The sequence below is a fragment of the Microcoleus sp. B13-B6 genome (assembly GCF_036705405.1).
Classification (GTDB): Bacteria; Cyanobacteriota; Cyanobacteriia; order Cyanobacteriales; family Microcoleaceae; genus Microcoleus.
Map to the genome: position 1 here is coordinate 1 of NZ_JAUBUJ010000121.1, position 23633 is coordinate 23633.

A 23633-nucleotide genomic window follows, 5' to 3' on the forward strand; every position below is an offset into this window, starting at 1 on the left:
TTATATCTGACTGCGATTGAACGCAGTCAAAATGGAGAACACACTATATCGGTTGATGAGATGACAGGAATTCAAGCCATTGAGCGTCTCGAAAAAGACTTACCAATGCGACCAGGGAAAGTTGCAAGAAGAGAGTTTGAATATATTCGTCATGGCACGCAGACCTTGATAGCGAATTTCAATATTGCGAATGGTAAGATTATCGAGCCAACTTGCGGAGATTCGAGAAAAGAATCCGATTTTGTACTGAATATTCGTCACATCATTGAAACTGACCCCGATGCCCAAAAATGGCATCTGATTATGGATTGTCTGAATACTCACCAATCTGAATCATTGGTGCGTTTGGTCGCCGAAAAAGAAGGCTTAGATATCGACCTCGGTATTAAGGGAAAAAGCGGCATACTTCAATCCATGAAATCTCGTGCTGTTTTTTTAAGTGACCCAACACATCAAATTGTTTTCCACTACACGCCAAAACATTCTTCGTGGCTTAATCAAATAGAGATTTGGTTCAGCATTTTAGTGCGGAAATTACTCAAGCATAGCAAGTTTCATTAGTCAGTACGATCTGAAAAATCGCATCCTCAATTTTATTAACTACTTTAATCAAACAATGGCAAAGCCTTTTAAGTGGACATATAAGGGTAAAGTCTTGGCGGTATAATAGTCTGTGTATTTACGCCGAGCTGTACTAGTAGTTTTTGGTTTTGGCTCCCTAAAGTCTAACTTTCTCCCTCTAGTCACTTGTGTCACGTGACTAAATACTTGACAGAACTAAAGCATTCGTGTCAACCTGTTAATAGTAAATCACCTGACACAAGTGAAATGACTAAAAACATTAATGACGCTAGCCTAGCCAACCTCAAGCACTATGAGGGTAAATGGGAACACGGGAAAACCCGCACTATCCGAGTACCGATCGCCCTAGCAGATCGGGTGCTGACTATAGCTCGACAGCTAGATAATGGAGAATCATTTTACACAAGTGATTTACCTGATGCTGCTGTCTTACTCAACCAATTGAAAGCTAAGCGCAAAAAGTCTAAATGCGACCTAGCGGACGTAGAAGCGATTTTGGATATGCTGGGTGACTTCTAGCATGAAGACTGCCTTAACCAAGCGAACGACTGGCACGGGGAGTGCGATCGCATCACTCACGCTATGTGTATGTTGTGATTGTAGGTTTTTGGGTTCTGACCGGGACGGGATAGCATTCTAAAGCAGTAGCCGCCAACTGTAGGCGGCTACTTTAGGAAATACACACAAAAGCACTACCTCACCCGTGTATCCTAAGCCGATCGCAAATATCGCTAAGGGGTAGGCTAGAAGATTGATAGAAGAGCTTGCTTGTAAGTGACTATCGGATAAGGGACACTGGGACAGGTGAACAGCCAAAAATGAGGCCCAAAAAGCCCCTAAAATGGCTGTTTTGCAAGAGTGTTGATAGAAATCAGGTACTTAAAGGCTGAAAGTATGGAAAAAACGTTATTAACCTTAGTCTGGATGGATTACCGGTTGTCTGTGTTATTAACAATTTCGATCCCGCTGGTAGTGCTGATTTGGGCTGTTGTGGCAAAAGCTGAGCCGATCGTCCGTTTGTCAATTATTTATTGGCGGGTGGCGAGTTTGCTGGCAATTACACTTTACCTGATGATGGCTGCGCTGCCTGTGAGCTTTGTGTCGTCGGTGATTGCCAGGGCCTTAATTCCTGCTAGTCTGTGGTTTTGGGAGGATTTAAACGAAGAAATTGCCGATCGACCGCAGTCGCCCCTGAAACTGGCTTTTACAGCTTGGCGGTGGGCGATTACTGTTTACAGCGGTTTGGGCGCTCTAGCTCAACTTTTCTTCTTAAGCTGTGCCTTTAAATCTCAAATTCAGATAATTGATGAACCTTTTTGCCGCGTTTGGTTAGATCCACCTTGGCTGTACAAACAAATGTTTCACCCTACGGCAAACCCTCAATTTTTGGGATTGTTGGGTATGATCGGTTTAGCAATTTATGTACTTTACTTGTCATATTTTGTGCTAATTAGACTAGGAAAACAGGGGAGGTCAGCTACCGGAAATTAAGTTTATTTGAAGTTAGTATTTCCCTCCTAAATTGCAGCTAAAGTATTTCACAAAAAGCTCATAAATCCCAAATAAAAACAGCCGGGGCGCATCTAGGACAATCAAAGTACAGCATATTCCAGGTTTGTGAAGTACACCTCAGAAACCGGGTTTCTTTACAGTTCTAGCCTTTAAACTGATTCTGTTCAAGAAACCCGGTTTCTCTGTACTACACATATATGGAATATGCTGTAACAGCAGGTTGGCTGACGTGACCAGCCCAAAAACGGATACAAGCCGTGGACTCCAGTCGTGGATATCTAAAAATTTTAGACGAAGGTTCCAGCTTCCAGATTCATCTGTGGAGTAAATCTAAAGTCTAAAATTTAAAATCTAAAATCGACTGACAGCAATGTTATTGGGAAAGACTGTGATGGATAGCAAACAAGCCTACTTACAGTGCTTAGAAAGGCTGATTTGGGCGATCGATCGCCTGGAAGCAAAAGTCGAACCAAGTGAACTCGCTCGGATTGCCGAACTGATTGTTCAGCCGATGATGGGGCCCTGGCGGTTTTTTCACACTCCCGAACATATTTTTGATGTGGGGGGAGATGAAGACGCGATCGAGGTTTTGGCAGCTTTATTTCACGATACCGTCTACGTGCAAGTCGATCGCAGCATTAACTTTAACGTCAGCTACTACATCACTCCTGTTGCAAAAGAGGTTAACAAACAACTACAAATTCGAGATCGATCTGAACTGCCGGCGGATGCTATTTTCGAGATGGTAATGCTGGTATTCAATTTTGTACCGGGCGAAGTCCTCAATCCTTTCTCCGGACAAAACGAATTTCTCAGCGCTGTGGTAGCAGCAAAAGCTCTAGAACCCTTTCTCAAACGCGAGCAATTGCTTCAAATTGCAGGCTGCATTGAAGCAACAATTCCTTTTCGCGTCGCCGATTCTGGAGTAACGGTAAGCCAGCGCCTTTATGAGCGATTGCAAGCCATAAATAGCCTGTTTAACCTTAGTTTGACTGACGATGAAATGCGGGAAACGGTCAAAAAAGCTGTGCGAATCTCTAACCGGGATGTGATGAGTTTTGCTCACCATAGTTCAGCCCATTTTTTGGCAAATACCTGGAATTTACTGCCGGAAACCAATCACAATCTCATCTCCTGCGGTTTTTACACGGTTCGCGACTACCGAGTTGCTTTGGTGAAGATGGAAGGTTTTCTCAATTATCTCAAGCCAGAGATGATTTTCCGGCAGTTTGAAGGATATCCAGACGATCGCACCTATCAGCGCTGGGAAACTACTGCTAAGTACAATCTCGAAATTGCGAAGCTTTATTTGGGGTGCAAACTGGCTGCCCTAGCCCTGCTAGAAGCTCTTTCTTCGGATGTGGGGATTGAGGTTTCTCTGGCGATGATGACGGGAGGAATTCCGGATCGAGCTCCTAACTGCGTGCGCCTGGAAAGCTTTTTTCCCGAAATAGAGAAACCTTATAAACCTAAAATTAGTTTAGAAGCGGAAGTATTGAATTTATTAGAAAATGGGCGGGCTAAAAGCACTTCTAATACGGATTTGGAGAGTTCGCCCCTGACAACGTTTGTGGTAAAAATTGTTGGCTTTGACGAAATGCGCTATCAGTGCGATCGAGCTAAGGAATTTTTTCGAGAAAATCTCAACGCCGACGACTTTATTTCCGACTTTAACCCGATAGTTACAGAAATTGTCATAGATTCAATTCTCAAGTTGTTTGACAGCCGGAAATCTACTATCTACCGATACTACGATATCACTTCTAAGTTAAAGTCGCAACCCCAGAGCAATTTTCCCGATCGCCCTTTTCGCTCACATGGTTAACGAGCTTTAAATACAGTATTTTTGCCTCCTCTAGATAAAAAACTATTACTCACCTTATACAAGAGTGCAGCGATTACACCGTGACAGGATTGATTGCCTAGCCAACCTACGTCAATCTGGCTATCCATCCCGACACCAACAGCCCTACAGATATGGTGTGGGGCTTCCGGCCAAGATGCTAAAAGTTGATAAAAAATGGAAATTCGCTGGGAGCATCTCATATTTGTAAAAATACTTCTTCTGGCTCCTTCCTTCTTCTGGCTCCTTCCTTCTTCTTCTTTCCTTCTGCCTCCTGCCTCCTGCCTCCTGCCTCAAAGCTCCAATTTCTAGCGGAGGGCTGCAAAGGTGAGATGCTCCCAATTCGCTGCTGTTTGCCTTTGACAATTACTCTGTACAAAACGGATTTGATAGCTGGCTGTCACTCATCTGAGCTACCCCAGATAAGCGTCACTATAAAAAGCGACTGTTAAAGCACTTCCCCCCACAGCTACAACTGGGGAATAGCAAGTTCAAACGACTTGCCAACCACTAATCCCCAATCAAACCATGCAAACCACAAATTCAATTTACGCTCAATTGCCTCTTTGCTCTTCACTGCCCACACTGAAACGAAATAATAGCACCACTGCCAATCAAAACGTGCGCTATCTCCAACAATCCTTAGTTAAAAAGGGATATTCCGTCGCAACTGATGGATTCTTCGGCCCAAAAACCGAACAAGCAGTCATCAAATTTCAAAAGGAAAATAAGATTGCTGTTGATGGCATTGTCGGCCCTCAAACTTGGAGTCTATTAGGCGCTTGTTATACAGATGAACCCGGATGTTAAATCCAAGTTAACTAATCCTAGGCGCACGGCTAGCAAGAAACTGGGTTTTTTCACAACAATACTTCGTTTCAGCCCCCAGAAACGCTAAAAAAACTGGTGGTTGAGCGAAGCCAAAACCCCGTTTCTGCCCGTCAAAAGTGCATCCAGGACTATTAACATCATTTCCGCACTTCTCTGCTTTCAAACAACTTGCAAACAACCAATGGAGACTCAAACTATGCAAACCACAAACGCAATTCACATGGAATTACCTTCCTGCCGTTATTTTCCCCTACTCAAACGCAACGATGGCGTCACCCAAAATGAGGACGTTCGCTACCTCCAGCGGCTCTTGAACGCCAGCGGATTTTCCGTAACTACTGATGGAGGATTCGGCCCGAAAACCCAACAAGCAGTAATCAATTTTCAAAAGCAACAACAACTCGTTGCTGATGGCATTGTCGGCCCTAAAACTTGGAATAAATTAGGCGTTTGTACAACTATATTTTAAAGTTTGTACAACCATATTTTAAAAATAGTAGGGCGTGCATTGTGCGCCCTATTTCTCCGTCGAAGTTTCCACCCCACACCACCCATCCGGGGCGCCGTACATTCGATACTTGCGAGAGCGTTGGAAATACAGCATTGCTACCCGATCGTCCGGATTGATTTGTAAAATATTCTGAAATACTTTTTGGGCGGCCACAAATTTTTGCTCGTAGTAAAAATTGAGAGCTTCTTGAAAAACCTCCGCAGTTTGCTGCTTGAGTACAATGCTCTGCTCTGTTTCTGTATCGTAAATTTCAAACACTGACACAGCATTTGTCTTTCCTTTCACCGTTACTCGATCGACAAATCGGTACTTATATTTTTCAGGATCGTCTAGGCGATCGATAATTGCACCGCTAACTAGAATGCCCGCGCCGTAAACCTTAGTCAATCCTTCCAAACGAGACGCGAGATTCACCGCATCAGCAATCACCGTACTTTCCATCCGTTCTCGCTCGCCAATTGTACCCAACATCAAATTGCCCGCGTGCAAACCGACGCCGATCGCGATCTGAAACAAGCCATTTTTTTGTCGCTGCTGGTTATAGATATTTACTTCTTTCTGCATATCAATTGCTGCTCGCACACCATCTTCAGGAGATGTAGGAAACAGTGCCATGACCGCATCTCCAATGTATTTGTCAATAAACCCGTTATTTTTCCTGATTGCAGGGCTAACCCTTCCCAAATAAGTATTAATAAATGCAAAATTTTCATCCGGTGTCATCTTTTCCGAAAGCGCCGTAAACGAGCGAATATCAGCAAACAGCACTGTCATATCTCTTTCCTGATGTTCCCCTAATTTTACTTCAATAATACTCGGCTTTTCCAGCAAGTTTAGAAAATCGTGCGGCACAAACCTACCGTAGGCTGCATTCAGTTTTGCTAGGCGAATTTGCGTGTTAATTCTCGCCAACAATTCCTTTTTGATAAAAGGTTTAGTTACATAATCATTTGCTTCTAAGTTAAAAGCTTCTACCAAGTCGGTAGTTAGATTTTTTGCCGTCAGCATCAGAATCGGCATTTCTAAAGGCGAGTATTTTTTGCGAACTTCTCGACACACTTCATAACCGGTCATCTGCGGCATCATTACATCGAGTAAAATTAAGTCGGGCTTAAATCCTGATTCAATCAGATTTAAAGCTTCTAAGCCGTTGCTCGCTTGAGTAATCTCGTAGTTTTCTACAGAAAGACTGTTGATGATGACATGAATATTAATCGGCTCATCATCAACTACCAAAATTTTTAATTTTTCACTTTCTAGCAAGTCGCTATTGTCTGATAGAGGAGAATTTATTATAGAGGATTGGCGGGCTAGTTCAGGAGTGATTAAAATGCGATAACCCTCGATTAAATGCGGCTGTGTGCTGCTAAATTCCGGCTGACTCTCAGATACGGGCAAAGTAAAGGTGAATTGGGAACCGACACCTACAGTTGAAGATACCGAAATTTTACCTCCGTGCAATTCCACTAATTGCTTGGCAACCGTTAACCCTAAACCCGTGCCACCATATTCTCTACCAGTGGAACCGTCAGCTTGTTCAAAGGATTCAAAAATTCGCTCTAATTTATCTTCGGGGATGCCAATACCCGTGTCAGATACACTAATGGCTAATTGTGAGTTAGACGGTGATTGTGCGTTGCCCGTTACCAATTCTGCTGAAATTTCAACTCTGCCGCTTTCGGTAAATTTAATCGCATTGCCGATTAAGTTATAAAGTATTTGCTGCAAGCGATTCTCGTCGGCTGCTATTGGCGGCAATTCCGGAGCTACTGAGTTAATCAACTGCAAGTGTTTTTTGCCTACTAATGGCTGAGACAAAGTGAGAATTACAGAGACTATTTCTCGAATACCGACGGACTTAATTTGCAGTTCAATCGTTTTGTGTTTGAGCTGAGAAAAGTCCAGAAGATCGTTAATTAAAGAAGACAATCTTTTGCCAGAGGATGAAATCAAAGCTAAGTTAAAATTTGTTGGTTCTGGTAGTTGTCCTGTAGCACCGTCTATTAAAGATTCTGCAATCCCAATAATGCCGTTGAGGGGAGTGCGGAGTTCGTGGGAAGTATTGGCTAAAAATTCGTCTTTTAGTTTGTCGAGTCGCTGCAATTCGGTATTTTTAGTTTCTAAGGCAGTAAAAGATGCTTGCAGTTGTGCTGCCATGCTGTTAAAAGCAGCGGCAAGTACGCCCAACTCGTCGGAGCGATCGAGCTTTACAGTTTGGTCAAATTGTCCTTCTGATAAAGCTATTGCTGCATTTTTTAATTTTATAAGAGGTTTGATAATCCAGCGAGAAGTGAGAATTCCTAACACAGTTGCCATGCCCAAAGCTGCCAGACATAGTAACACTGTAGTTCGGTTGCCCGCATTAATTTGTTCCATAAAGTCGGCTTCCGGAACGACGACGACAATCAGCAAATCTAAACCCTTGTCGTCTTGGAAGGGCAGGACTTTTAAAAATTTATGCTGACCGTTTATCTCAACATTTAGTTGCTGTGCTTTTGTAATCTTGTTCAAGTTTTGAAAGTGAGTTTCTAAATATTTTGCTGTAGTTTGCGTTACTGCATCGCTGCTTTCTGTAACTTTAAACAGTTCTTTTTGACCGTTTTGGGTGCGGAAAGGTTTTTCGGGTGTGGAAGTTGCCAGCAGCGTGCCGTTTCTTTCGATAATAAAAGTTTGACCAGATTTACCTATTTTGAGGCTGTTTAAAAATTGACCGATACTGTCGAGACGCAAAGCAGCAATTAATACTCCTTCTAGCTGTTTCTGGCTGTTGTAAACTGGTTGCAGCGCGCTGAGGAGCAAGGTGGGTTCTAGGAAGGATATATAAACTGAACTCCAAGTTGGTTTGGCTTCGAGAGCCGCATAGGTGTAGGAAGGGTGCTGTCGGATGTCGAAGTTTTTGACGGTGGCTGCTAATGTCGCGCGATCGCCCCTATCATTAGTATTGTAAGAATAAAAATCAAAACCTGTAGATGGGCCCGATGCGTTAATCAATAAAGTGCCGTTAGACATCTTTTCGCCAGTGCGATATTCTCCATCTGAATTAGCGATGGATGTAAAATTGATATAAGGATATAATTGCACTTGTCGCCACAGATACTTTTCCCAAGCTGACAAGTCTTTCATGTTCACAAAACCCAGTTTCACTGCATCCAGCTTGCTTTGATTGATTTGGTGCGGAGTTTGCAGATAAGTTCTCAAATTTTGCTCAATGCGATTGCTCACCTCGCCCATCAACTGATCCGCCAGGTCATTAACTGCTCTTTGACTATTTTTAAATGATAAATACCCCACAATTCCTACCGCTGCAAATACTTGCAAGACAAAGGGAACTATGAGTACAGTTTGCAGCGTTGCTTTTCTTGAAAGTTTTGCCACTAAGCGCTTGAGAGAAAGAGTGGACATAACATTAGTTTAGGTTGAACAACCAGTTAATACTTGGAGCCAAGGCTTACCGCTGGTAAGTATTATAAACCATTTTGTACTTAAACACAACTTACGCCCGGAAGACCTGGTATTGTTTCTACAATCCTCAATCTTATACCAAATTATTAAAAGTCAAAGAGAACCCTAGGGACACGGCATTTCCGTGTCCTACTCCCGGCGGCGGACAAGGCATTGCCCTGTCCCTACCGATGTTCACATACAATATATCTGTATCACTACTTTCCATAATAGAGGTTACTTGTACTACTTTTCATCCAAAGCTTCTATCCCCGACCATCCTCCAGGCACTCCATACATTCCCTTCTTTAGAGAGCGCTGGCAGTAAATTGCTGCCAACTTATCTTGAGGATTTATGGCGCAAATCTTACTGAATAATTTTTGCGCTTCAGTAAAATTTTGCTCGAAATAAAGCTCCAGACCTTTTTGGAACTCAGCAGCACTTGCCTGTTTTAGTTGAATGCTTTGTTCTGTTTCTGCATCATAAATTTCAAACACCGATACGGCAGATTTTTTCCCTTTTACTGTGACTCGCTCGACAAATCGGCACATATATTTTTCTCGATCGCCCAAACGCTCTAAAATGGAGTCACTAACTAGAATGCCCGCCCCGTAAACCTTAGTCAATCCTTCCAAACGAGACGCGAGATTCACCGCATAAGCAATCCTTGTACTTTCCATCCGTTCCTCCTCCCCAATCGTACCCAACATTAAACTACCCACGTGCAAACCGATGCCACTAGTAATCGGTGGGTAATTGCTCCGTTGTCGCTCCTGGTTGTAAATAATAACTTGTTTTTGCATTTCCACCGCCGCGCGAACAGCATCATCTGCCGACTCAGGAAATAGTGCCATAATCGCATCGCCAATATATTTATCGATAAAACCTTGGTGAGCGCGAATTACAGGACTCACTCGGCGGACGTAGCTGTTGATAAAACTAAAGTTTTCTTAGGGAGTCATCGCTTCTGAGATAGTCGTAAAAGAGCGAATTTCAGAAAATAAAACTGTCATTTCTTTCTGAATTTGATCGCCTAGTCGGACATCAACAATACTTTCGTGTCCCAAAAATCGCAGAAAGTCGTGGGGGACAAATTTACCGTAAGCTGCATTGATTTTTGCCAGACTGATGTGAGTTTGATTCTGGCTAGCAATTCATTTTTGACAAACGGTTTAGTTAAAAAATCATTAGCCCCTGCATTGAAACCTTGCACTAAGTCAGCTACTTGAATTTTGGCGGTTAGCATCACAATTTGCCCTTCGATACCCGTGCATTTATCCCGGATTTTCTCGCCAACTTCGTAACCAGTCATCCGTGGCCTCATGAGATCTAGCAAAATTAGAGCCGGCTTGTAGCCTCTGTCTAGAATGGCTAAAGCTTCTCTACCGCTGCTAGCGTGGGCGAGCGCATATTTTTCGAGAAGTAAATTGTTAGCCAATACCTGAATATTCACTATAAATCTAATTTTTGTTTTCAGATAACATCTTCAATCCAAATGCGATAGGGAAGCAGTCCCAACCGAAATAAAATTTCAGCAATCCGCTGCTGTTCTTCAACTGCCCTGTCCTGAATTGGCAGCAAATCGTAGCGGCGGCTTTTTGTTAACATGATAGCTGTGGTTATTTTCATTCCCGTTCGAGCGCTGATAAATTTCGCTGCTGGCTCGGGATTCTTAGTTATCCAAGTAGCCATCTGTCGCGTTTCTCCCATCACTATTTTAACAATATTGGGAAAGTCGCTAGCAAAAGAGCGACTTGCCAAATAGAAGTTTCTATCATTCATCAGCCCGTTGCTGTTAGTCAAGAAATGAACAGGCATAGTTTCCTGTAACTGAGCTAGAATTAGATAGTCCGACAGGGAATTAATTCCACGGGGCTTATAGCTAAAGTCCTCGCTATGAGGACTAATGAGTTTAAAAATTCGGCGTTGCTGTTGCTAAATACAGGTAGGAATTTAGATTTCCCAATTGCTATAAGACAACTATGGTGAGTTTTTTAACATCAAGCAAAAAGTTGATTCCTACCGTGAATCAGCAACGTCAAAAATTCTTTTTCCCAGTCCTCATAGCGAGGACTTTCGCTATGAGACAGGGATTTCAATCCCTGCCGGATTGGCGGACTAACGGGTGGGCGGCGTGAATCAGCAACGTCAAAAATTCTTCTTCTCAGTCCTCTTTGAGAGGACTTTCGCTATGAGACAGGGATTTCAATCCCTGGCGGACTACCGGGTGGGCGGACTACCGGGTGGGCGGGCTGACAGCTTAAGTTGACACCAATAAGCCGAAGATCCCGGAACGGGCTCTCCGGCCCGTTCCACAACACATCCAATTTTTTGTGGGGAGTAGGGGTTGGGCCGGAGAGCCCGCCCATAAAAGGGTTTATCGCCCGCTAGCTAAAGCCTCCCGCAATTTGCGGCCCCGCGATTTATCCCGAAGTTCTGGAGTCGCCATCCGCAACACAAAATCCAGCAACCAAGGCGCAATTCGGTGACACCAAACTGCTAGATGACTTTGCCATCCTACCAAGATTTCCGGCGCATCTTTCTGCAATCCCGCGACAAGTGCTAGGGCCACTTTTTCGGGAGTTGTGGGCACTACCCACCGGAATTGTTCCAAGTCTCGCACCATGTCGGTATCTGTTAGGGATGGCAGCAAAGCTGTGACTCGAACATTGTACTGAGTTAACTCGCTACGCAAAGCTTGGGTGAATCCCAAAATGGCAAATTTGGTAGCAGAATAAGTCGCCATTGTGGGAGCGGCAATTTTGCCCATTAAGCTAGAAACATTGACGATTGTTCCCTCTTTTTGAGTCGCCATTCGCCGAGCTATCAAGCGGGTAATTGTGTAGGTTCCGAGCAAATTTAAGGCGATTTCTTCCTCGATTAATGGCAGCGGGGAACGCAAGAAAGATGCTTGGTGGGCGACGCCTGCACAGTTGACTAGCAGGTGAATCGGGCCGCAATCTCGCCAAGCTTGGGCGATCGCAATATTCACCGCAACTGACTGAGTTAAATCCAAAGCTAACGGCACTACTTCTGTGCCAAAAACATCGATTTCCTCTGCCAGTTCAATTAATTGCTTGCGGTTGCGCGCCACAATCAACAAGCGTTTGACTCCTTGTCTCGCTAATGCCAGGGCGATCGATCGCCCAATTCCGCGCGAAGCTCCTGTAACAAGAGCTGTTTTTCCTTGAAGTTGCATAGATTAAACCTTTTGGTAGATGCTCACTGCGGCACGGAGTTATGAGTTGTGAGTTGTGAATTATTAGTTATGAGTTGATTTTTTTGGCGGTAACAACTCATAATTCATAATGGTTTAAAAGGCTATCTTGTTCCGATAAGCCTAATTTATTCGTGGGGTTAACTCAAAACTAAAAACTGTTGAATCGCTAACGTGCGCGTGAGTTGAACTAAACTTTGGGTTCGCCAGAAATCAGTCAATTATCTGGTCATTTAACCTCATTCAAGCAGACAAACCTGAGATGGGCCAACCTAGTCGAGAATCATGTCAAAGCGGGCTTTATTACCGCTTTTTCTTCAGTCTGCAGAGGCGGACTTTGCCTGTGTAGCCGCGAATTTATTCGCCGGGTATTGGTTTCCTTCAGTCTGCAGAGGCGGACTTTGCCTGTGTAGCTGCGAATAAACTGGCCGGGAATATTCGCCCGGATGGGTTATTCGCCAGGGCTTAATTACCCCTCTTTTTTTAGTCCGCAGAGGCAGACGATATCCTGTGCCGCCGCGACTTACAATCGCCGGGGATTCGTGCGAATTGGCACAGGATAATTGAGCAATGCAGATTATCAATTCCACACCTCCTAGATATGAGAATTTCCTATCTACACACACCTTAACAACTTGACAGAGAAGCGGCAACAATTTTTAATAAATCTTCCGCAACACTTCTTTACAATTTTCTCAGACTGCCGCTTTCCAAGTGCCGTGAAAGCCCAAAGGTATGACACCAGGCAATTCTAGCTTGCAAATAGGTTCGCGGGAAAGTCCGTCGCTGTCAAATATCCAGACTTCGCTGCTGTCAGAATTGCCGTCATAAATAACTGTTACTATCCAACCTTTCTCCGACGAAATATCTGGAACGTAGATGGGCTCGGCGGGATAGCGATTTTCGCCACAGTCGGCAATTGTGAGATTGCGGGTTTGCGTGTCCAAACGGGCGATCGCACCGAAACGTTCCGGTACAATATCAACGTCAGGCCGATACATTGCCAGATAAATATATCGTGCGTCTTGCCCTATTTCGGCAGCAGGTACGATCGGAAACTCACAAGGTTTATCCAACAATTCTTCTATTCCTGTCACTTTCGCCGTCAGAGGATTGAGATGCACTCGGCAAAGAGTACCCTCCGCATCGGTGCTAGTTTCACCAGTCGGTACTTCTTTCAGTCGCTGATTAGTTTGAAAGTCAGCGAAGCGCACAAAATCTACCGCTACCGAACCATCTTCCTTGACAAAACCGTTAGCGAAATGCCACTGATACCAAGGTTCGGTTTCGCCGCGACTAACTAAAGATAGAGTTTCCGAGTCAATAACTAATATCTGCGTTCCTAACTCCGGTTTCCATTCAAAAGAGTCGCCGAAACTGCTAATTCCAGCTAACACGGGCAAAAATTTTACTCGTACTGGCGGCACAAAAAATATTAGATACTTCCCAGCCAGAACAAAATCGTGAATCAGGGGAATTCCATCTAAAGCAACAGTTGCTTGTTGCACAATTTTGCCTGTAGGATCGCTTTTATACAGATTCAACTTTGTACTGGCACCCGGTGTAGTTCCAAAGTTAAAAATATTGCCAGTAATCGGGTCGCGCTTGCAGTGAGCGGAATAAGAAGATCCACTCTCTAAACTTCCTAAATCGTCCGTTCCCTGAGTTTCCAGAGTTTGCAAATCGAGGCGGTGAGGCGGGCCGCCTTCCCACAATGCCAAAAGGCGATCTGGCAAAGCTAAAACAGAAGTATTGGCAGCATTTTTAACAGTTTTAGTCCACCGCAACCACACAGGGCCCGGTGCTGTCATGCCATAATTACTGTAGAGAAATTTATCAGCTTTTTCCTCAGCTAGATATCCCGCTGTTTGCACGTAGCGATAAACAGCCGTAGCACCGACATCGGTAAAATGTACTGCCAAAATTGCACCGTCGCCATCAAACCAGTGTCCCGCAGCAACACCGCCGCGTTCCAAACGTCCGGGCCCGTTGCGGTAAAGAGTGCCTCGCAATCCTGCGGGAATTTTACCGCTTTTAACGGATAGCTGAGTCAGCGGAAACTCTGCAGCCGGACGAGCTAAAGCTTGAGCCCAAGATTTTTTAGCGGAGATTTTAGTGTCTGTTTTCATTTGAAACTGGCAATTTTAAACTGATATGACAGAAATTTTCCTATACAATTATAGCAAAAATTACCTAACAGCTATGACTCTCCGCCGCCGTACTCTGCTCACAACTTTTGGGCTGACTGCTATTGGTACTCAGCTTTTGCCGCTCGCCCAAACCAACCTATCTCCCCAAAGTGCGATCGCTAATCCGCGCCGTCTGCAAGTCGGCGATACTGTAGCTTTAATCAATCCTGCCGCTTTCAACTACGAAAAAGAAGTGCAGCCATTTTTTAAAGTTCTCGATAACCTGGGTTTAAAAGTTAAATTGGGAGAGCATTTTTACGATCGCTACGGGTATTTAGCAGGCAAGGATGCCGATCGCGCCGCCGATGTCAACGCAGCCTTTGCCGATGACTCAGTGCGAGCTATTTTTACCGGGATGGGCGGCTGGGGCTGTGCTCGGATATTGCCGATCCTGGATTACAATATTATCCGCAACAATCCCAAAATTATTATGGGATTCAGCGATATTACCGCGCTGTTATTGGCGATTTATGCTAAAACTAATATGGTTACTTTTCACGGCCCTTTAGGTGTGTCAACTTGGAGCCCCTTTACAGTAAATTACGTCAAAAAAGTTTTGTTTGAGGGCGGCTCTATAACCATGCAAAACTCCCAAACCGTGCAAGTTCAAACAATCGGGCGCGGAACAGCTAGGGGGAAACTAATCGGTGGCAATTTATCAGTAATAGCAGCAATGGTCGGTTCTGCATATTTGCCGGAATGGGAAAACAGTATTTTGTTTGTCGAGGAAGTTGGCGAAGAGGTTTATCGCATCGATAGAATGTTGACGCAGCTTAAATTAGCGGGTATTCTTGATAAAATATCAGGTTTTATTTTCGGACAGTGTACCAAGTGCGAAGCTGAAAAACCCCAAGAGTCCCTAACCTTACCTCAAGTCTTGTCCGACCACATTCGCCCTTTGAAGATTCCCGCGTGGTACGGTTCTATGGTGGGACACATCCGGGAGCAGTTCACTTTGCCGATCGGTCAAGAAGTCGAAATCGACGCTGACTCTGGTACAATTAAATTGTTAGAATCCGCTGTCAATTAAATCTTGAACTGTTCTGGATATTCGCAAGGCTCTTCCTCTGGTTCTGCATTACCGGGCTCTGACCATTAATGACAACTTAAGACTAAAAACCTTTGTATCTCTCGTTCACAGCCGAGTCTAGATCCCCCTAAATCCCCCTTAAGAAGGGGGACTTTGATCCATTTCCGGTTCCCCCCTTGTTAAGGGGGGTTAGGGGGGATCTGGGCCTAATCATCAAACACCAGACCGGTATTACGTTTAACGTTAAGTCGTCACCAACGGGCAGCTCCCGGTAACGAGAAAATTAAACATACAATTAGGACGATCGTGAAAAACCGAGAATTCATCAAACCGCTAGCAGCAATAATCGTGACAATTCTTTGCCTGTTGCCACTCAATGCCTGTGCAGCAGCAAGTAAAACCGCTAACAGCGACCCAATTTACCAACAGCGAACAGTCCACAATCCCGACGGCATCGGCAAATTTTACATGGGTCGAGAAATTGCCCAAGTCATGGGATATCAAGGCGCTAGTTGGCTAGAAAGACCGTCTCGCGGCATGGAAGAAAAATCAGCTCGATTAGTCAATAATCTCGATTTAAAACCCACCGATATTGTCGCCGACATTGGAGCAGGAACAGGATATTTTAGCTTTCGCATCGCTCCCTTAGTTCCAGAAGGAAAGGTTTTAGCAGTTGACGTGCAGCAGGAAATGATGAATTTTCTAGAATTGAATAAACAAGAAAAAAATATCGCTAACGTTGAGCCAGTTTTGGGAAGTATCGACAATCCGAATTTACCGGAAAACAGCGTAGATTTAGTTTTGATGGTCGATGCTTATCACGAATTTGCATATCCCAGAGAAATGATGCAAGGAATTGTGAAAGCACTCAAACCGGGAGGCCGCACGGTATCGATCGAGTATCGGGGCGAAAACCCGCTGATTCCCATTAAAGGTTTGCACAAAATGACGCAGAAGCAGGTGAAAAAAGAAATGGCCGCCGTCGGTTTAGTATGGAAAGAGACAAAAGATATCTTGCCCCAGCAGCATTTGATGGTGTTTGAGAAAAAATCTCAAATTTAGCAGCCAAATAGAGCGATTGTTTACCATTTTTACTCATTTTTGTCAAGGTACAAAAGACGTATTTTTGAGGCGCGCGGGCGATCGGTCAAAAATTCTAAGCCTTAAGTAACCCTTAAGAGAGACATTTTACTAAAAATACCATTTACAATTAAAAATTGATAACCCAGAGGCGCTTCCTTCATTTTTCAAGCGAAGAAGTGTCGCTATTAAGAAGTACCAGCGTGAACATTCCAAGTTCCATCCTCACCATGCTCGCCGGCATCGGAGTGACTCTGATCAGTCTCTGGTACGGGCAGAATCACGGTTTGATGCCGATCGCCGCCTCTGACGAAGCATCCGACATAGACGCACTTTTCAATACAATGATGACCATTTCCACTGGACTATTTATCATGGTGCAGGGAATTCTCATCTTTGCTGCAATTAAATATCGCCGCCGTCAAGGAGACAATACAGACGGGCCGCCTTGGCATGACAACTTTCCCTTAGAAATTCTTTGGACAGCCGTGCCGGCGGTGATTATTTTAGGAATCGGAGTCTACAGTTTTGAGATTTACAACTCAATGGGGGGCCTCGATCCGATGGGCAATCATGACCACGGCACCATGCAAGCGCACTCTAAAATGCGGGGAAGTGCGATCGCAGCCACACTCTCAGATACACCCCAAAACGCCCCTCAAATTCCGTCTCAAAAACTCGTTGCTTTAGGGGTAGGCGCTTCCCCAGAAAATGAAGACAAACCAGCAGACTTAGTTGTCAATGTCACTGGTTTGCAGTACGCCTGGATTTTTAGCTATCCAGAAAGCGGCGTTAGTTCTGGCGAACTGCATATGCCAGTCAACCGCGACGTACAGCTAAATATCTCAGCCCAAGACGTGCTGCACGCATTTTGGCTGCCGGAATTTCGCCTCAAACAAGATGCAATTCCCGGGCGGCCGAGCGAACTGAGATTTACACCAACTAAAACCGGCGAATACCGGGTTGTTTGTGCTGAATTGTGCGGCGCTTATCACGGAGCGATGAAAGCTGTAGCAGTCGTTCACACGCCCGAAGAATTCGACGGTTGGCTGCAAAGCCAGCAAGTTGCTAGCAGTCAAAACTTAGAGCAAGCAGTTGCAGTCAATCCAGGGGAATTGTCAGACGGTGAATTTTTGGCTCCCTACGTCAGGGAAATAAAAATTAATTCCGAAACCCTCGAACAACTTCACCCAACTCATCACTAAAAATAGTCATTAGTTCCTGGCACTGGGTCTTCGATCCTGAGCTAATAACTAATGACTAATAACTAATGACTAATAACTATGACACAAGCACAGTTCCAAGAAAGTGCAAACACTGAGGCTCGCGGAACAGCGCCCGCCGATAGACATTGGCGCGACTACTTCACTTTTAATACCGACCACAAAGTCATCGGTATTCAATACCTGGTAACAACATTTATTTTCTATCTAATCGGCGGCGTGATGGCAACTTTGGTGCGAACAGAACTCGCCACCCCCGACTCCGATTTTGTCACCCCCGAACTCTACAACAGTTTATTTACTGTTCACGCGACGGTGATGATCTTCCTGTGGATCGTACCCGCCGGAGCCGGGTTTGCTAACTTTTTGATCCCCTTAATGATCGGGGCCAAAGACATGGCATTTCCCCGCCTGAATGCCGTTGCCTTTTGGATGATTCCCGTAGGTGGCGTCTTGCTATTGAGCAGTTTTTTTGTAGGAGCTCCGCAGGCGGGTTGGACTTCCTATCCGCCTTTGAGTTTAGTTACTGCTCAAGCCGGGGAAGAAATTTGGATTCTCAGCGTTTTGATTCTGGGAACTTCTTCGATTTTGGGGGCGCTGAATTTTGCCGTTACCATCTTTACCATGCGGGTTCCGAGCATGGGTCTCAATGATATGCCCTTGTTTTGCTGGGCGATGATTGCGACTTCAGCGCTGAGTTTGATTGCTACTCCAGTCTTAGCCGCAGCTTTGATTTTGCTGTCGTTTGACTTGTTAGCGGGGACGGCATTTTTTAACCCGACCGGCAACGGCGATCCGATCGTCTACCAGCATTTATTCTGGTTTTATTCGCACCCCGCAGTTTACATTATGATTCTGCCCTTTTTCGGGGTGATTTCAGAAGTTTTGCCGGTGCATTCCCGCAAGCCAATTTTTGGTTATTTGGCGATCGCCTATTCCAGTCTCGCGATCAGCTTTTTGGGCTTGATCGTGTGGGCGCACCATATGTTTACCAGCGGTACTCCCGGCTGGCTGCGGATGTTTTTTATGATCACGACTATGATCATCGCCGTACCAACAGGGATTAAAATATTTAGCTGGTTGGCAACTATTTGGGGAGGCAAACTCCGGCTTGTCAGCGCGATGCTATTTGGGATGGGTTTTATCTCAACATTTGTCCTCGGCGGCATCACCGGGATCATGGTAGCTTCCGTACCTTTCGACATTCACGTTCACGACACTTACTTTGTCGTCGCTCACCTACACTACGTGCTGTTTGGCGGCTCAGTGTTTGGCATTTACGCTGCTTTTTACCACTGGTTCCCCAAAATGACGGGGCGGATGATTAATGAATTTTGGGGTAGAGTTCACTTTGTTTTAACCTATGTTGGCTTTACTGTAACTTTCCTGCCGATGCACGCTTTGGGGATGCAAGGAATGCCTCGGCGGGTGGCAATGTACGACCCGAAATTTACCACAATTAATGTCATTTGTACTGTCGGTTCTTATATGCTGGCAGTGTCTACAATCCCGTTTATCATTAATGTGATTTGGAGCTGGATGTACGGCCCCAAAGCAGGTGACAATCCTTGGCAAGCTTTGAGTTTGGAATGGATGACGACTTCGCCGCCCCCGATCGAAAATTTTGAAGGAGTGCCGGTATTGGCAACAGGGCCTTACGATTACGGCATGGAAAAAATTCAGAATACAGGGGAACGTCTCAGACTTAAGTTGAGGGAAAATGCCACCCGCAACGCCCAGAAAACAGGTATTCCTATTGCGGAGGCTCAAGCTTCAACTTTCTTTGGCGGTACTGCAACTTTGGTCGCTCCTGAATCAGAGATAAATGTTGATTCTCCTGCTGATGAAAGTCAAGATGGCGAATAGTTATTAGTCATCAGGCATTAGTCATTGGGCATTGTTGACGGTTGACTGTTGACTGTTGACTGTTAACTAATGACTGATGACTAATGCCAACTGACAACTGACAACTGACAACTGACAACTGACTTCTTCATTACCAATTTCTTATGCAAATTCCAGCGATCGATCCGACAAAAACAGCCCTAAATTACCACCACGAGGGCGAAGTAGAAGCACACGGCGTCGAGCATCCCGACCACCGGATGTTAGGGGTAATTGTGTTCCTGTGCGCTGAAGGCATGATATTTTTCGGTATGTTTGCCGCGTATTTGATTTATCGGGCGATGGCCCCCGTGTGGCCTCCTGAAGGTACGCCCGCGCGAGAGTTATTGCTGCCGGGAATCAATACGGTGATTTTGATTGCTAGCAGTTTTGTGATTCACAATGCTGATAGTGCAATCAAAAAGAATGATGCCACCGGAATGCGGAATTGGTTGCTCGTAACTATTGCTATGGGCACAGTTTTCTTGGCAGGTCAGGTTTACGAATACACTCATTTAGAGTTTGGCTTGACGACGAATTTGTATGCCAGTTGCTTTTACGTTTTGACTGCTTTTCACGGCTTGCACGTTACGTTTGGAGTGCTCCTGATGGCCGGTGTGGTGTGGCGATCGCGCGCGCAAGGTCACTATTCTAGCGAGCACCACTTCGGAATCGAAGCGACTGAGATTTACTGGCACTTTGTCGATGTGATTTGGATTGTTTTGTTTCTGTTACTGTATATTTTGTGACGCCTAGGTTCTGCTTGGATGCCCCCTTTTTTAGGGGGTTTTTTTTGTGCAGAAGTAGGCTCGACCTTCATTCACATGAATCAAAGCGGATCGCGCTATAGCGGTTCTCAAGCGTGGTGAGGTATGCCCTATGCCCTATGCCCTATGCCCTATGCCCCATGCCCCATGTTACTGAGAAAGGCTATAAACTAAAAGTAGCAATTCTCCTATCCAGCAGCATTGAGAAAATTATGCAGTGCGAATTGTGCGATCGACAAATGGAAGCATTAACCGCCCATCACCTCATCCCCAAACAAAACACCAAGCGGAAAAACGAAGATCCAAGCCCGACAATCGACATTTGCTCAGCCTGTCACCGCCAGATTCACTCTCTATTTGAGAACAAACACCTCGCCCAAGAGCTCAACACCCTGGAAAAGCTCAAAAATGACCCTGAACTCCAGAAATTTGTCTCTTGGATTAAGAAACAAAAAACCGACAAACGCATTCAAGTACGCAGCAAAAAAGCTTGATCGCAGGGCCACAACTCATATATATAGTCCTGGACGCAGTTACTCTCTGAAGCCCGGTTTCTTCATTAATTTTTAGTTTCCCAACCCAAAATTTTGCAGCGCAGCCCGGTTTGTTTGCGTAAATCCTAGTATAGTGATTTACTGATTCGTAACAAGCTGCCAACTATTATCATGAACCTCACCTCCCTCGAACTCGCAAAAGACCGATCGCGCATCTACAAAAACTACCTCCAAATGCAAATAGATGCCCAAGCTAACATCAACAAACTAGCTTTTTTAGACCGGGGCATTGAAAAATCTCCTTACCAACAACACATTAAAAACTATCCCGATTATCTCAAACAGAAACCCGACGGCTTAAAAGTAATTAGCTCTATTCCCGGCCCCAATAATCCCCTCAAACCTACTCCGTTTCCCAGCCTGGGAGAACTACCTCAAATTAACTCTCAAGGTTTAAATTTTTTGCACGCAGAAATTAAGGAAGCCTGCGTTTGCATTGGTACTTTTGTAGACGGCAAAATTCAGGCACAGTGGCTGGGAAAAAACGCGCTTACCAATGCTGAGCAGTGGAGTGCCACTAAAATTATTGCACTCCTTAATATCGTCAGCCAAGTAAATAGCAAATATCCCGACTGCGACATTGACAACTGCGTTGTAAGAGATGGTAACGGGCTAAGACACGATTTTTACTTTTACGATGTAGCAAAAGACATGGTTAACTATGCCTCAAATATAGCAAGTTCAAACTCCTTAGCTGCGATGTTCAAACGCTTCGATACTCGCATAGGACTAGAGCAATGGCTGAAAAGCGCTACTGGCAATAATGACATAATTTTTCGTGGCGATTACGGCGAAAATCCTTATCACAACAACCCCAAAATCTTCGATCTCACCAAAAAACAAGTGCTGCTAAGTGCGGCATTAAACAGTACCAAACAAAGTAATACCGTATCTGCTTATGATTTGACCAGGCTAATTTCCATGTTAGGATGGCACTTCCACATCGAACAGCGATCGCGCATGAAAGCATCTCAGTGGAACAGCTTAGAAAGCATTGTCAGAGCAATGGGACATGACAGCGCTCGATATGTAGATGTAGCAATTAAAACTTTGGGGATGGATAGCCTGATCACTTCTCCAGTAATTATCTCAAAATTGGGTTACGGACTGAGCTCGATCAGGGGAACCCTAGAAACAGTTTATGTGGCTTTAGTGCGGTTTGTTGACGAGCGGCCGAAAGCGGCGGGAAAGCCGGCAAAACTCAGAACTTTAGCCATGAGTTTGCGGGCAGAAAAACCTGTAGGCGGTTCCACTAGTGTCGATCGCCTAGCGATCGAACTCGACGCCAGATTTTGCGCCGAAGTCACGGAAATTCTCCGCCGGTTGTTTGCGGAAGAATTTTAAACGCGGGCGATCGACTAATTAGAAAGTCGGTGAAACTTGCGATAAAGCATCCTTTCCACTGGCTTTCCTCCCCGCAAATGTTGCTCAGTTATGGTCGCAACTTCTTCAGGGCAAACACCATTGTACCAAACCTCTTCTGGCAGCACCAACACCATCGGCCCGTTGCCGCACTGTCCCAAACAACTGCTAGCAACAACTTCAACTTCTGAGGGCGACAATTGCTGAAAAGCTGCCAGTACCTTTGCTGAATTTTGCTTGCGACAAGTGCGGTTTTGGCAAACAAGAACTTGCCTAGAAGATTCTGTGATTTTCATGTTTTTTCACTTGACATTCTGCTACATATATGCTATTTTTTTATCATGGGAATAGGTGCGCGCATATACGCCCAGATTTTGCCCAAATTTTATATATAGCGGTTCTCAAAAAAGTGAGGTATGCCCTATGCCCTATGCCCTATGCCCTATGCCCTATGCCCTATGCCGGATAGTACCTCATCTTTCTGAGAAAGGCTATATGCCCCGATTTTAAGGTGCGCCGCAGCGCACCCTACGGTTAATCTGGTGACAAACCTTTGGAAGCCAACCATTGTCGATCGAACAAACGCGACTGATACCGAGCCCCGCCGTCGCAGAGTACCGTAACAATCGTATGTCCAGGCCCCATTTGCTTCGCTAAAGCCACAGCCGCCCCCACATTAATCCCCACAGAACCGCCCATAAACAGCCCTTCTTTCCTCAGCAGTTGGTAAATCACGCGGACAGCTTCCGTATCGTGAATTTGGATGGCGTCATCTACCGGGGCATTCTCCATATTTGCCGTGACGCGAGTGGTGCCAATTCCCTCAGTAATCGAACTGCCTTCAGTCTTAATTTCCCCAGTTTTGAAATAACTGTAAAGCCCGCTGCCCATCGGGTCTGCCAAGACAATTCTCACAGCAGGATTTTTTTCTTTCAAAAACATTCCTACCCCAGCAAAAGTGCCGCCAGTACCAGTAGCAGTTACCCAAGCATCAATTTTCCCATTTGTTTGTTCCCAAATTTCCGGGCCAGTTGTCTCGTAATGAGCTCGGCGGTTGGCTAAATTGTCAAACTGATTTGCCCAGACTGCATTCTCCATTTCCTCCGCCAATCTTCCCGACAATTTGACATAATTATTCGGGTCTTTGTAAGGGACAGCGGGAACAGTCCGAACTTCAGCGCCCAAGGTTTTCAAAGCATCGATTTTTTCTTGAGATTGGTTATCGGGAATCACAATCATACATTTGTAACCTTTAGCGTTGCAAATGTGGGCCAAACCGATGCCAGTATTGCCGGCAGTGCCTTCAACAACGGTGCCGCCCGGTTTCAGCAAGCCTTTTTCTTCTGCATCTTTGATGATGTATAAAGCAGCCCTATCTTTAACAGAACCGCCGGGATTGAGAAACTCTGCTTTACCGAGAATTTCGCAGCCAGTTTCATCGCTGAAGCTGTTTAACCGAATTAGTGGTGTGTTGCCGATTGTGCCTACAAAGCCGTTTTTAATATCCATATTTTTTGCGTGTGTGTATCCTATAGCAATCCTAAATCATTCTCATAATTATTGTAGGGGCAATCCGACCCCTACTCCCCGTGGTTGCCCGATAGAT

The 23633-nt window shown here is 45.0% G+C and carries 22 protein-coding genes; 13 read left to right on the forward strand and 9 right to left on the reverse strand.

All coding sequences use genetic code 11. The features are described 5' to 3' along the window. The 4 genes from QUB35_RS34005 to QUB35_RS34020 all read left to right on the forward strand — a co-directional run. The coding region (locus QUB35_RS34005; protein WP_333146650.1) for a transposase at positions 1-561 on the forward strand (561 nt) is incomplete at its 5' end. Between the two features lie 267 nt (positions 562-828). Beyond that, positions 829-1101, forward strand: coding sequence for a hypothetical protein (locus QUB35_RS34010; RefSeq protein WP_333146652.1), 273 nt, complete (start codon positions 829-831; stop codon positions 1099-1101). Positions 1102-1476: 375 nt separating this feature from the next. Continuing rightward, positions 1477-2073 (forward strand): DUF3177 family protein, encoded by a 597-nt coding sequence (locus QUB35_RS34015; RefSeq protein ID WP_333146654.1) that lies wholly within the window; start codon positions 1477-1479, stop codon positions 2071-2073. Positions 2074-2464: 391 nt separating this feature from the next. After that, a complete protein-coding gene (locus QUB35_RS34020; protein ID WP_333146656.1) occupies positions 2465-3919 on the forward strand; it encodes a hypothetical protein in 1455 nt (484 codons plus the stop codon). Between the two features lie 217 nt (positions 3920-4136). On the opposite strand, the gene QUB35_RS34025 is transcribed toward QUB35_RS34020, so the two are convergent. Next, positions 4137-4316, reverse strand: coding sequence for a hypothetical protein (locus QUB35_RS34025; protein ID WP_333146658.1), 180 nt, complete (start codon positions 4314-4316; stop codon positions 4137-4139). A 149-nt stretch (positions 4317-4465) separates the two neighbouring features. Here QUB35_RS34025 and QUB35_RS34030 point away from each other — a divergent pair, with 149 nt between their 5' ends. Together QUB35_RS34030 and QUB35_RS34035 are read left to right on the forward strand one after the other, a co-directional pair. Beyond that, positions 4466-4747 (forward strand): peptidoglycan-binding domain-containing protein, encoded by a 282-nt coding sequence (locus QUB35_RS34030; RefSeq protein ID WP_333146660.1) that lies wholly within the window; start codon positions 4466-4468, stop codon positions 4745-4747. A 217-nt stretch (positions 4748-4964) separates the two neighbouring features. Further along, a complete protein-coding gene (locus tag QUB35_RS34035) occupies positions 4965-5237 on the forward strand; it encodes a peptidoglycan-binding domain-containing protein (protein ID WP_333106594.1) in 273 nt (90 codons plus the stop codon). Positions 5238-5285: 48 nt separating this feature from the next. On the opposite strand, the gene QUB35_RS34040 is transcribed toward QUB35_RS34035, so the two are convergent. The 6 genes from QUB35_RS34040 to QUB35_RS34065 all read right to left on the reverse strand — a co-directional run bounded on the left by QUB35_RS34040 (position 5286) and on the right by QUB35_RS34065 (position 14067). After that, positions 5286-8681, reverse strand: coding sequence for an ATP-binding protein (locus QUB35_RS34040; protein ID WP_333146662.1), 3396 nt, complete (start codon positions 8679-8681; stop codon positions 5286-5288). A 285-nt stretch (positions 8682-8966) separates the two neighbouring features. Then, positions 8967-9635 (reverse strand): adenylate/guanylate cyclase domain-containing protein, encoded by a 669-nt coding sequence (locus tag QUB35_RS34045; RefSeq protein WP_333146665.1) that lies wholly within the window; start codon positions 9633-9635, stop codon positions 8967-8969. Between the two features lie 119 nt (positions 9636-9754). Next, positions 9755-10174, reverse strand: coding sequence for a response regulator (locus tag QUB35_RS34050; RefSeq protein WP_333146667.1), 420 nt, complete (start codon positions 10172-10174; stop codon positions 9755-9757). 20 nt (positions 10175-10194) lie between these two features. Next, positions 10195-10539 carry a hypothetical protein gene (locus QUB35_RS34055; RefSeq protein WP_333146669.1) on the reverse strand — a complete coding sequence of 115 codons (345 nt, stop codon included), beginning with the start codon at positions 10537-10539 and terminating at the stop codon, positions 10195-10197. Between the two features lie 559 nt (positions 10540-11098). Next, a complete protein-coding gene (locus QUB35_RS34060; protein ID WP_333146671.1) occupies positions 11099-11920 on the reverse strand; it encodes an SDR family NAD(P)-dependent oxidoreductase in 822 nt (273 codons plus the stop codon). 713 nt (positions 11921-12633) lie between these two features. Next, positions 12634-14067 carry a carotenoid oxygenase family protein gene (locus QUB35_RS34065; protein WP_333146674.1) on the reverse strand — a complete coding sequence of 478 codons (1434 nt, stop codon included), beginning with the start codon at positions 14065-14067 and terminating at the stop codon, positions 12634-12636. Between the two features lie 73 nt (positions 14068-14140). Here QUB35_RS34065 and QUB35_RS34070 point away from each other — a divergent pair, with 73 nt between their 5' ends. The 7 genes from QUB35_RS34070 to QUB35_RS34100 all read left to right on the forward strand — a co-directional run bounded on the left by QUB35_RS34070 (position 14141) and on the right by QUB35_RS34100 (position 22009). After that, complete coding sequence (locus QUB35_RS34070; RefSeq protein WP_333146689.1) at positions 14141-15157, forward strand: LD-carboxypeptidase; 1017 nt, start codon at positions 14141-14143, stop codon at positions 15155-15157. A gap of 303 nt (positions 15158-15460) precedes the next feature. After that, complete coding sequence (locus QUB35_RS34075; protein ID WP_333146691.1) at positions 15461-16219, forward strand: class I SAM-dependent methyltransferase; 759 nt, start codon at positions 15461-15463, stop codon at positions 16217-16219. A 221-nt stretch (positions 16220-16440) separates the two neighbouring features. Beyond that, positions 16441-17442: a cytochrome c oxidase subunit II gene (locus QUB35_RS34080; protein WP_333146676.1), complete on the forward strand. Its 1002-nt coding sequence runs from the start codon at positions 16441-16443 to the stop codon at positions 17440-17442. Between the two features lie 78 nt (positions 17443-17520). Then, positions 17521-19326 carry a cytochrome c oxidase subunit I gene (gene ctaD / locus QUB35_RS34085; protein WP_333146678.1) on the forward strand — a complete coding sequence of 602 codons (1806 nt, stop codon included), beginning with the start codon at positions 17521-17523 and terminating at the stop codon, positions 19324-19326. Between the two features lie 143 nt (positions 19327-19469). Next, positions 19470-20093 carry a heme-copper oxidase subunit III gene (locus tag QUB35_RS34090; RefSeq protein WP_333146680.1) on the forward strand — a complete coding sequence of 208 codons (624 nt, stop codon included), beginning with the start codon at positions 19470-19472 and terminating at the stop codon, positions 20091-20093. A 158-nt stretch (positions 20094-20251) separates the two neighbouring features. Continuing rightward, entirely contained in the window at positions 20252-20605 is a 354-nt protein-coding gene (locus QUB35_RS34095; RefSeq protein WP_333146682.1) for an HNH endonuclease, read from the forward strand. 171 nt (positions 20606-20776) lie between these two features. Then, a complete protein-coding gene (locus tag QUB35_RS34100; protein ID WP_333146684.1) occupies positions 20777-22009 on the forward strand; it encodes a hypothetical protein in 1233 nt (410 codons plus the stop codon). A gap of 14 nt (positions 22010-22023) precedes the next feature. Here QUB35_RS34100 and QUB35_RS34105 read toward each other — a convergent pair whose 3' ends face one another. After that, a complete protein-coding gene (locus QUB35_RS34105) occupies positions 22024-22323 on the reverse strand; it encodes a (2Fe-2S) ferredoxin domain-containing protein (RefSeq protein ID WP_333146685.1) in 300 nt (99 codons plus the stop codon). A gap of 238 nt (positions 22324-22561) precedes the next feature. Continuing rightward, on the reverse strand, positions 22562-23536 hold the full coding sequence (locus QUB35_RS34110) for a cysteine synthase A (RefSeq protein ID WP_333146687.1): 975 nt from the start codon (positions 23534-23536) through the stop codon (positions 22562-22564). Between the last annotated feature and the right edge of the window lie 97 nt (positions 23537-23633).

What these genes read in the sequence shown, in the direction of transcription:
- QUB35_RS34105 (WP_333146685.1), bottom strand. Translation starts at nt 22,323, where the DNA reads ATGAAAATCACAGAATCTTCTAGGCAAGTTCTTGTTTGCCAAAACCGC.
- QUB35_RS34015 (WP_333146654.1), top strand. Translation starts at nt 1,477, where the DNA reads ATGGAAAAAACGTTATTAACCTTAGTCTGGATGGATTACCGGTTGTCT.
- QUB35_RS34110 (WP_333146687.1), bottom strand. Translation starts at nt 23,536, where the DNA reads ATGGATATTAAAAACGGCTTTGTAGGCACAATCGGCAACACACCACTA.
- QUB35_RS34100 (WP_333146684.1), top strand. Translation starts at nt 20,777, where the DNA reads ATGAACCTCACCTCCCTCGAACTCGCAAAAGACCGATCGCGCATCTAC.
- QUB35_RS34055 (WP_333146669.1), bottom strand. Translation starts at nt 10,539, where the DNA reads ATGCCTGTTCATTTCTTGACTAACAGCAACGGGCTGATGAATGATAGA.
- QUB35_RS34010 (WP_333146652.1), top strand. Translation starts at nt 829, where the DNA reads ATGACTAAAAACATTAATGACGCTAGCCTAGCCAACCTCAAGCACTAT.
- QUB35_RS34065 (WP_333146674.1), bottom strand. Translation starts at nt 14,067, where the DNA reads ATGAAAACAGACACTAAAATCTCCGCTAAAAAATCTTGGGCTCAAGCT.
- QUB35_RS34040 (WP_333146662.1), bottom strand. Translation starts at nt 8,681, where the DNA reads ATGTCCACTCTTTCTCTCAAGCGCTTAGTGGCAAAACTTTCAAGAAAA.
- QUB35_RS34035 (WP_333106594.1), top strand. Translation starts at nt 4,965, where the DNA reads ATGCAAACCACAAACGCAATTCACATGGAATTACCTTCCTGCCGTTAT.
- ctaD (WP_333146678.1), top strand. Translation starts at nt 17,521, where the DNA reads ATGACACAAGCACAGTTCCAAGAAAGTGCAAACACTGAGGCTCGCGGA.
- QUB35_RS34090 (WP_333146680.1), top strand. Translation starts at nt 19,470, where the DNA reads ATGCAAATTCCAGCGATCGATCCGACAAAAACAGCCCTAAATTACCAC.
- QUB35_RS34030 (WP_333146660.1), top strand. Translation starts at nt 4,466, where the DNA reads ATGCAAACCACAAATTCAATTTACGCTCAATTGCCTCTTTGCTCTTCA.
- QUB35_RS34020 (WP_333146656.1), top strand. Translation starts at nt 2,465, where the DNA reads ATGTTATTGGGAAAGACTGTGATGGATAGCAAACAAGCCTACTTACAG.
- QUB35_RS34095 (WP_333146682.1), top strand. Translation starts at nt 20,252, where the DNA reads ATGCCCCATGTTACTGAGAAAGGCTATAAACTAAAAGTAGCAATTCTC.
- QUB35_RS34070 (WP_333146689.1), top strand. Translation starts at nt 14,141, where the DNA reads ATGACTCTCCGCCGCCGTACTCTGCTCACAACTTTTGGGCTGACTGCT.
- QUB35_RS34060 (WP_333146671.1), bottom strand. Translation starts at nt 11,920, where the DNA reads ATGCAACTTCAAGGAAAAACAGCTCTTGTTACAGGAGCTTCGCGCGGA.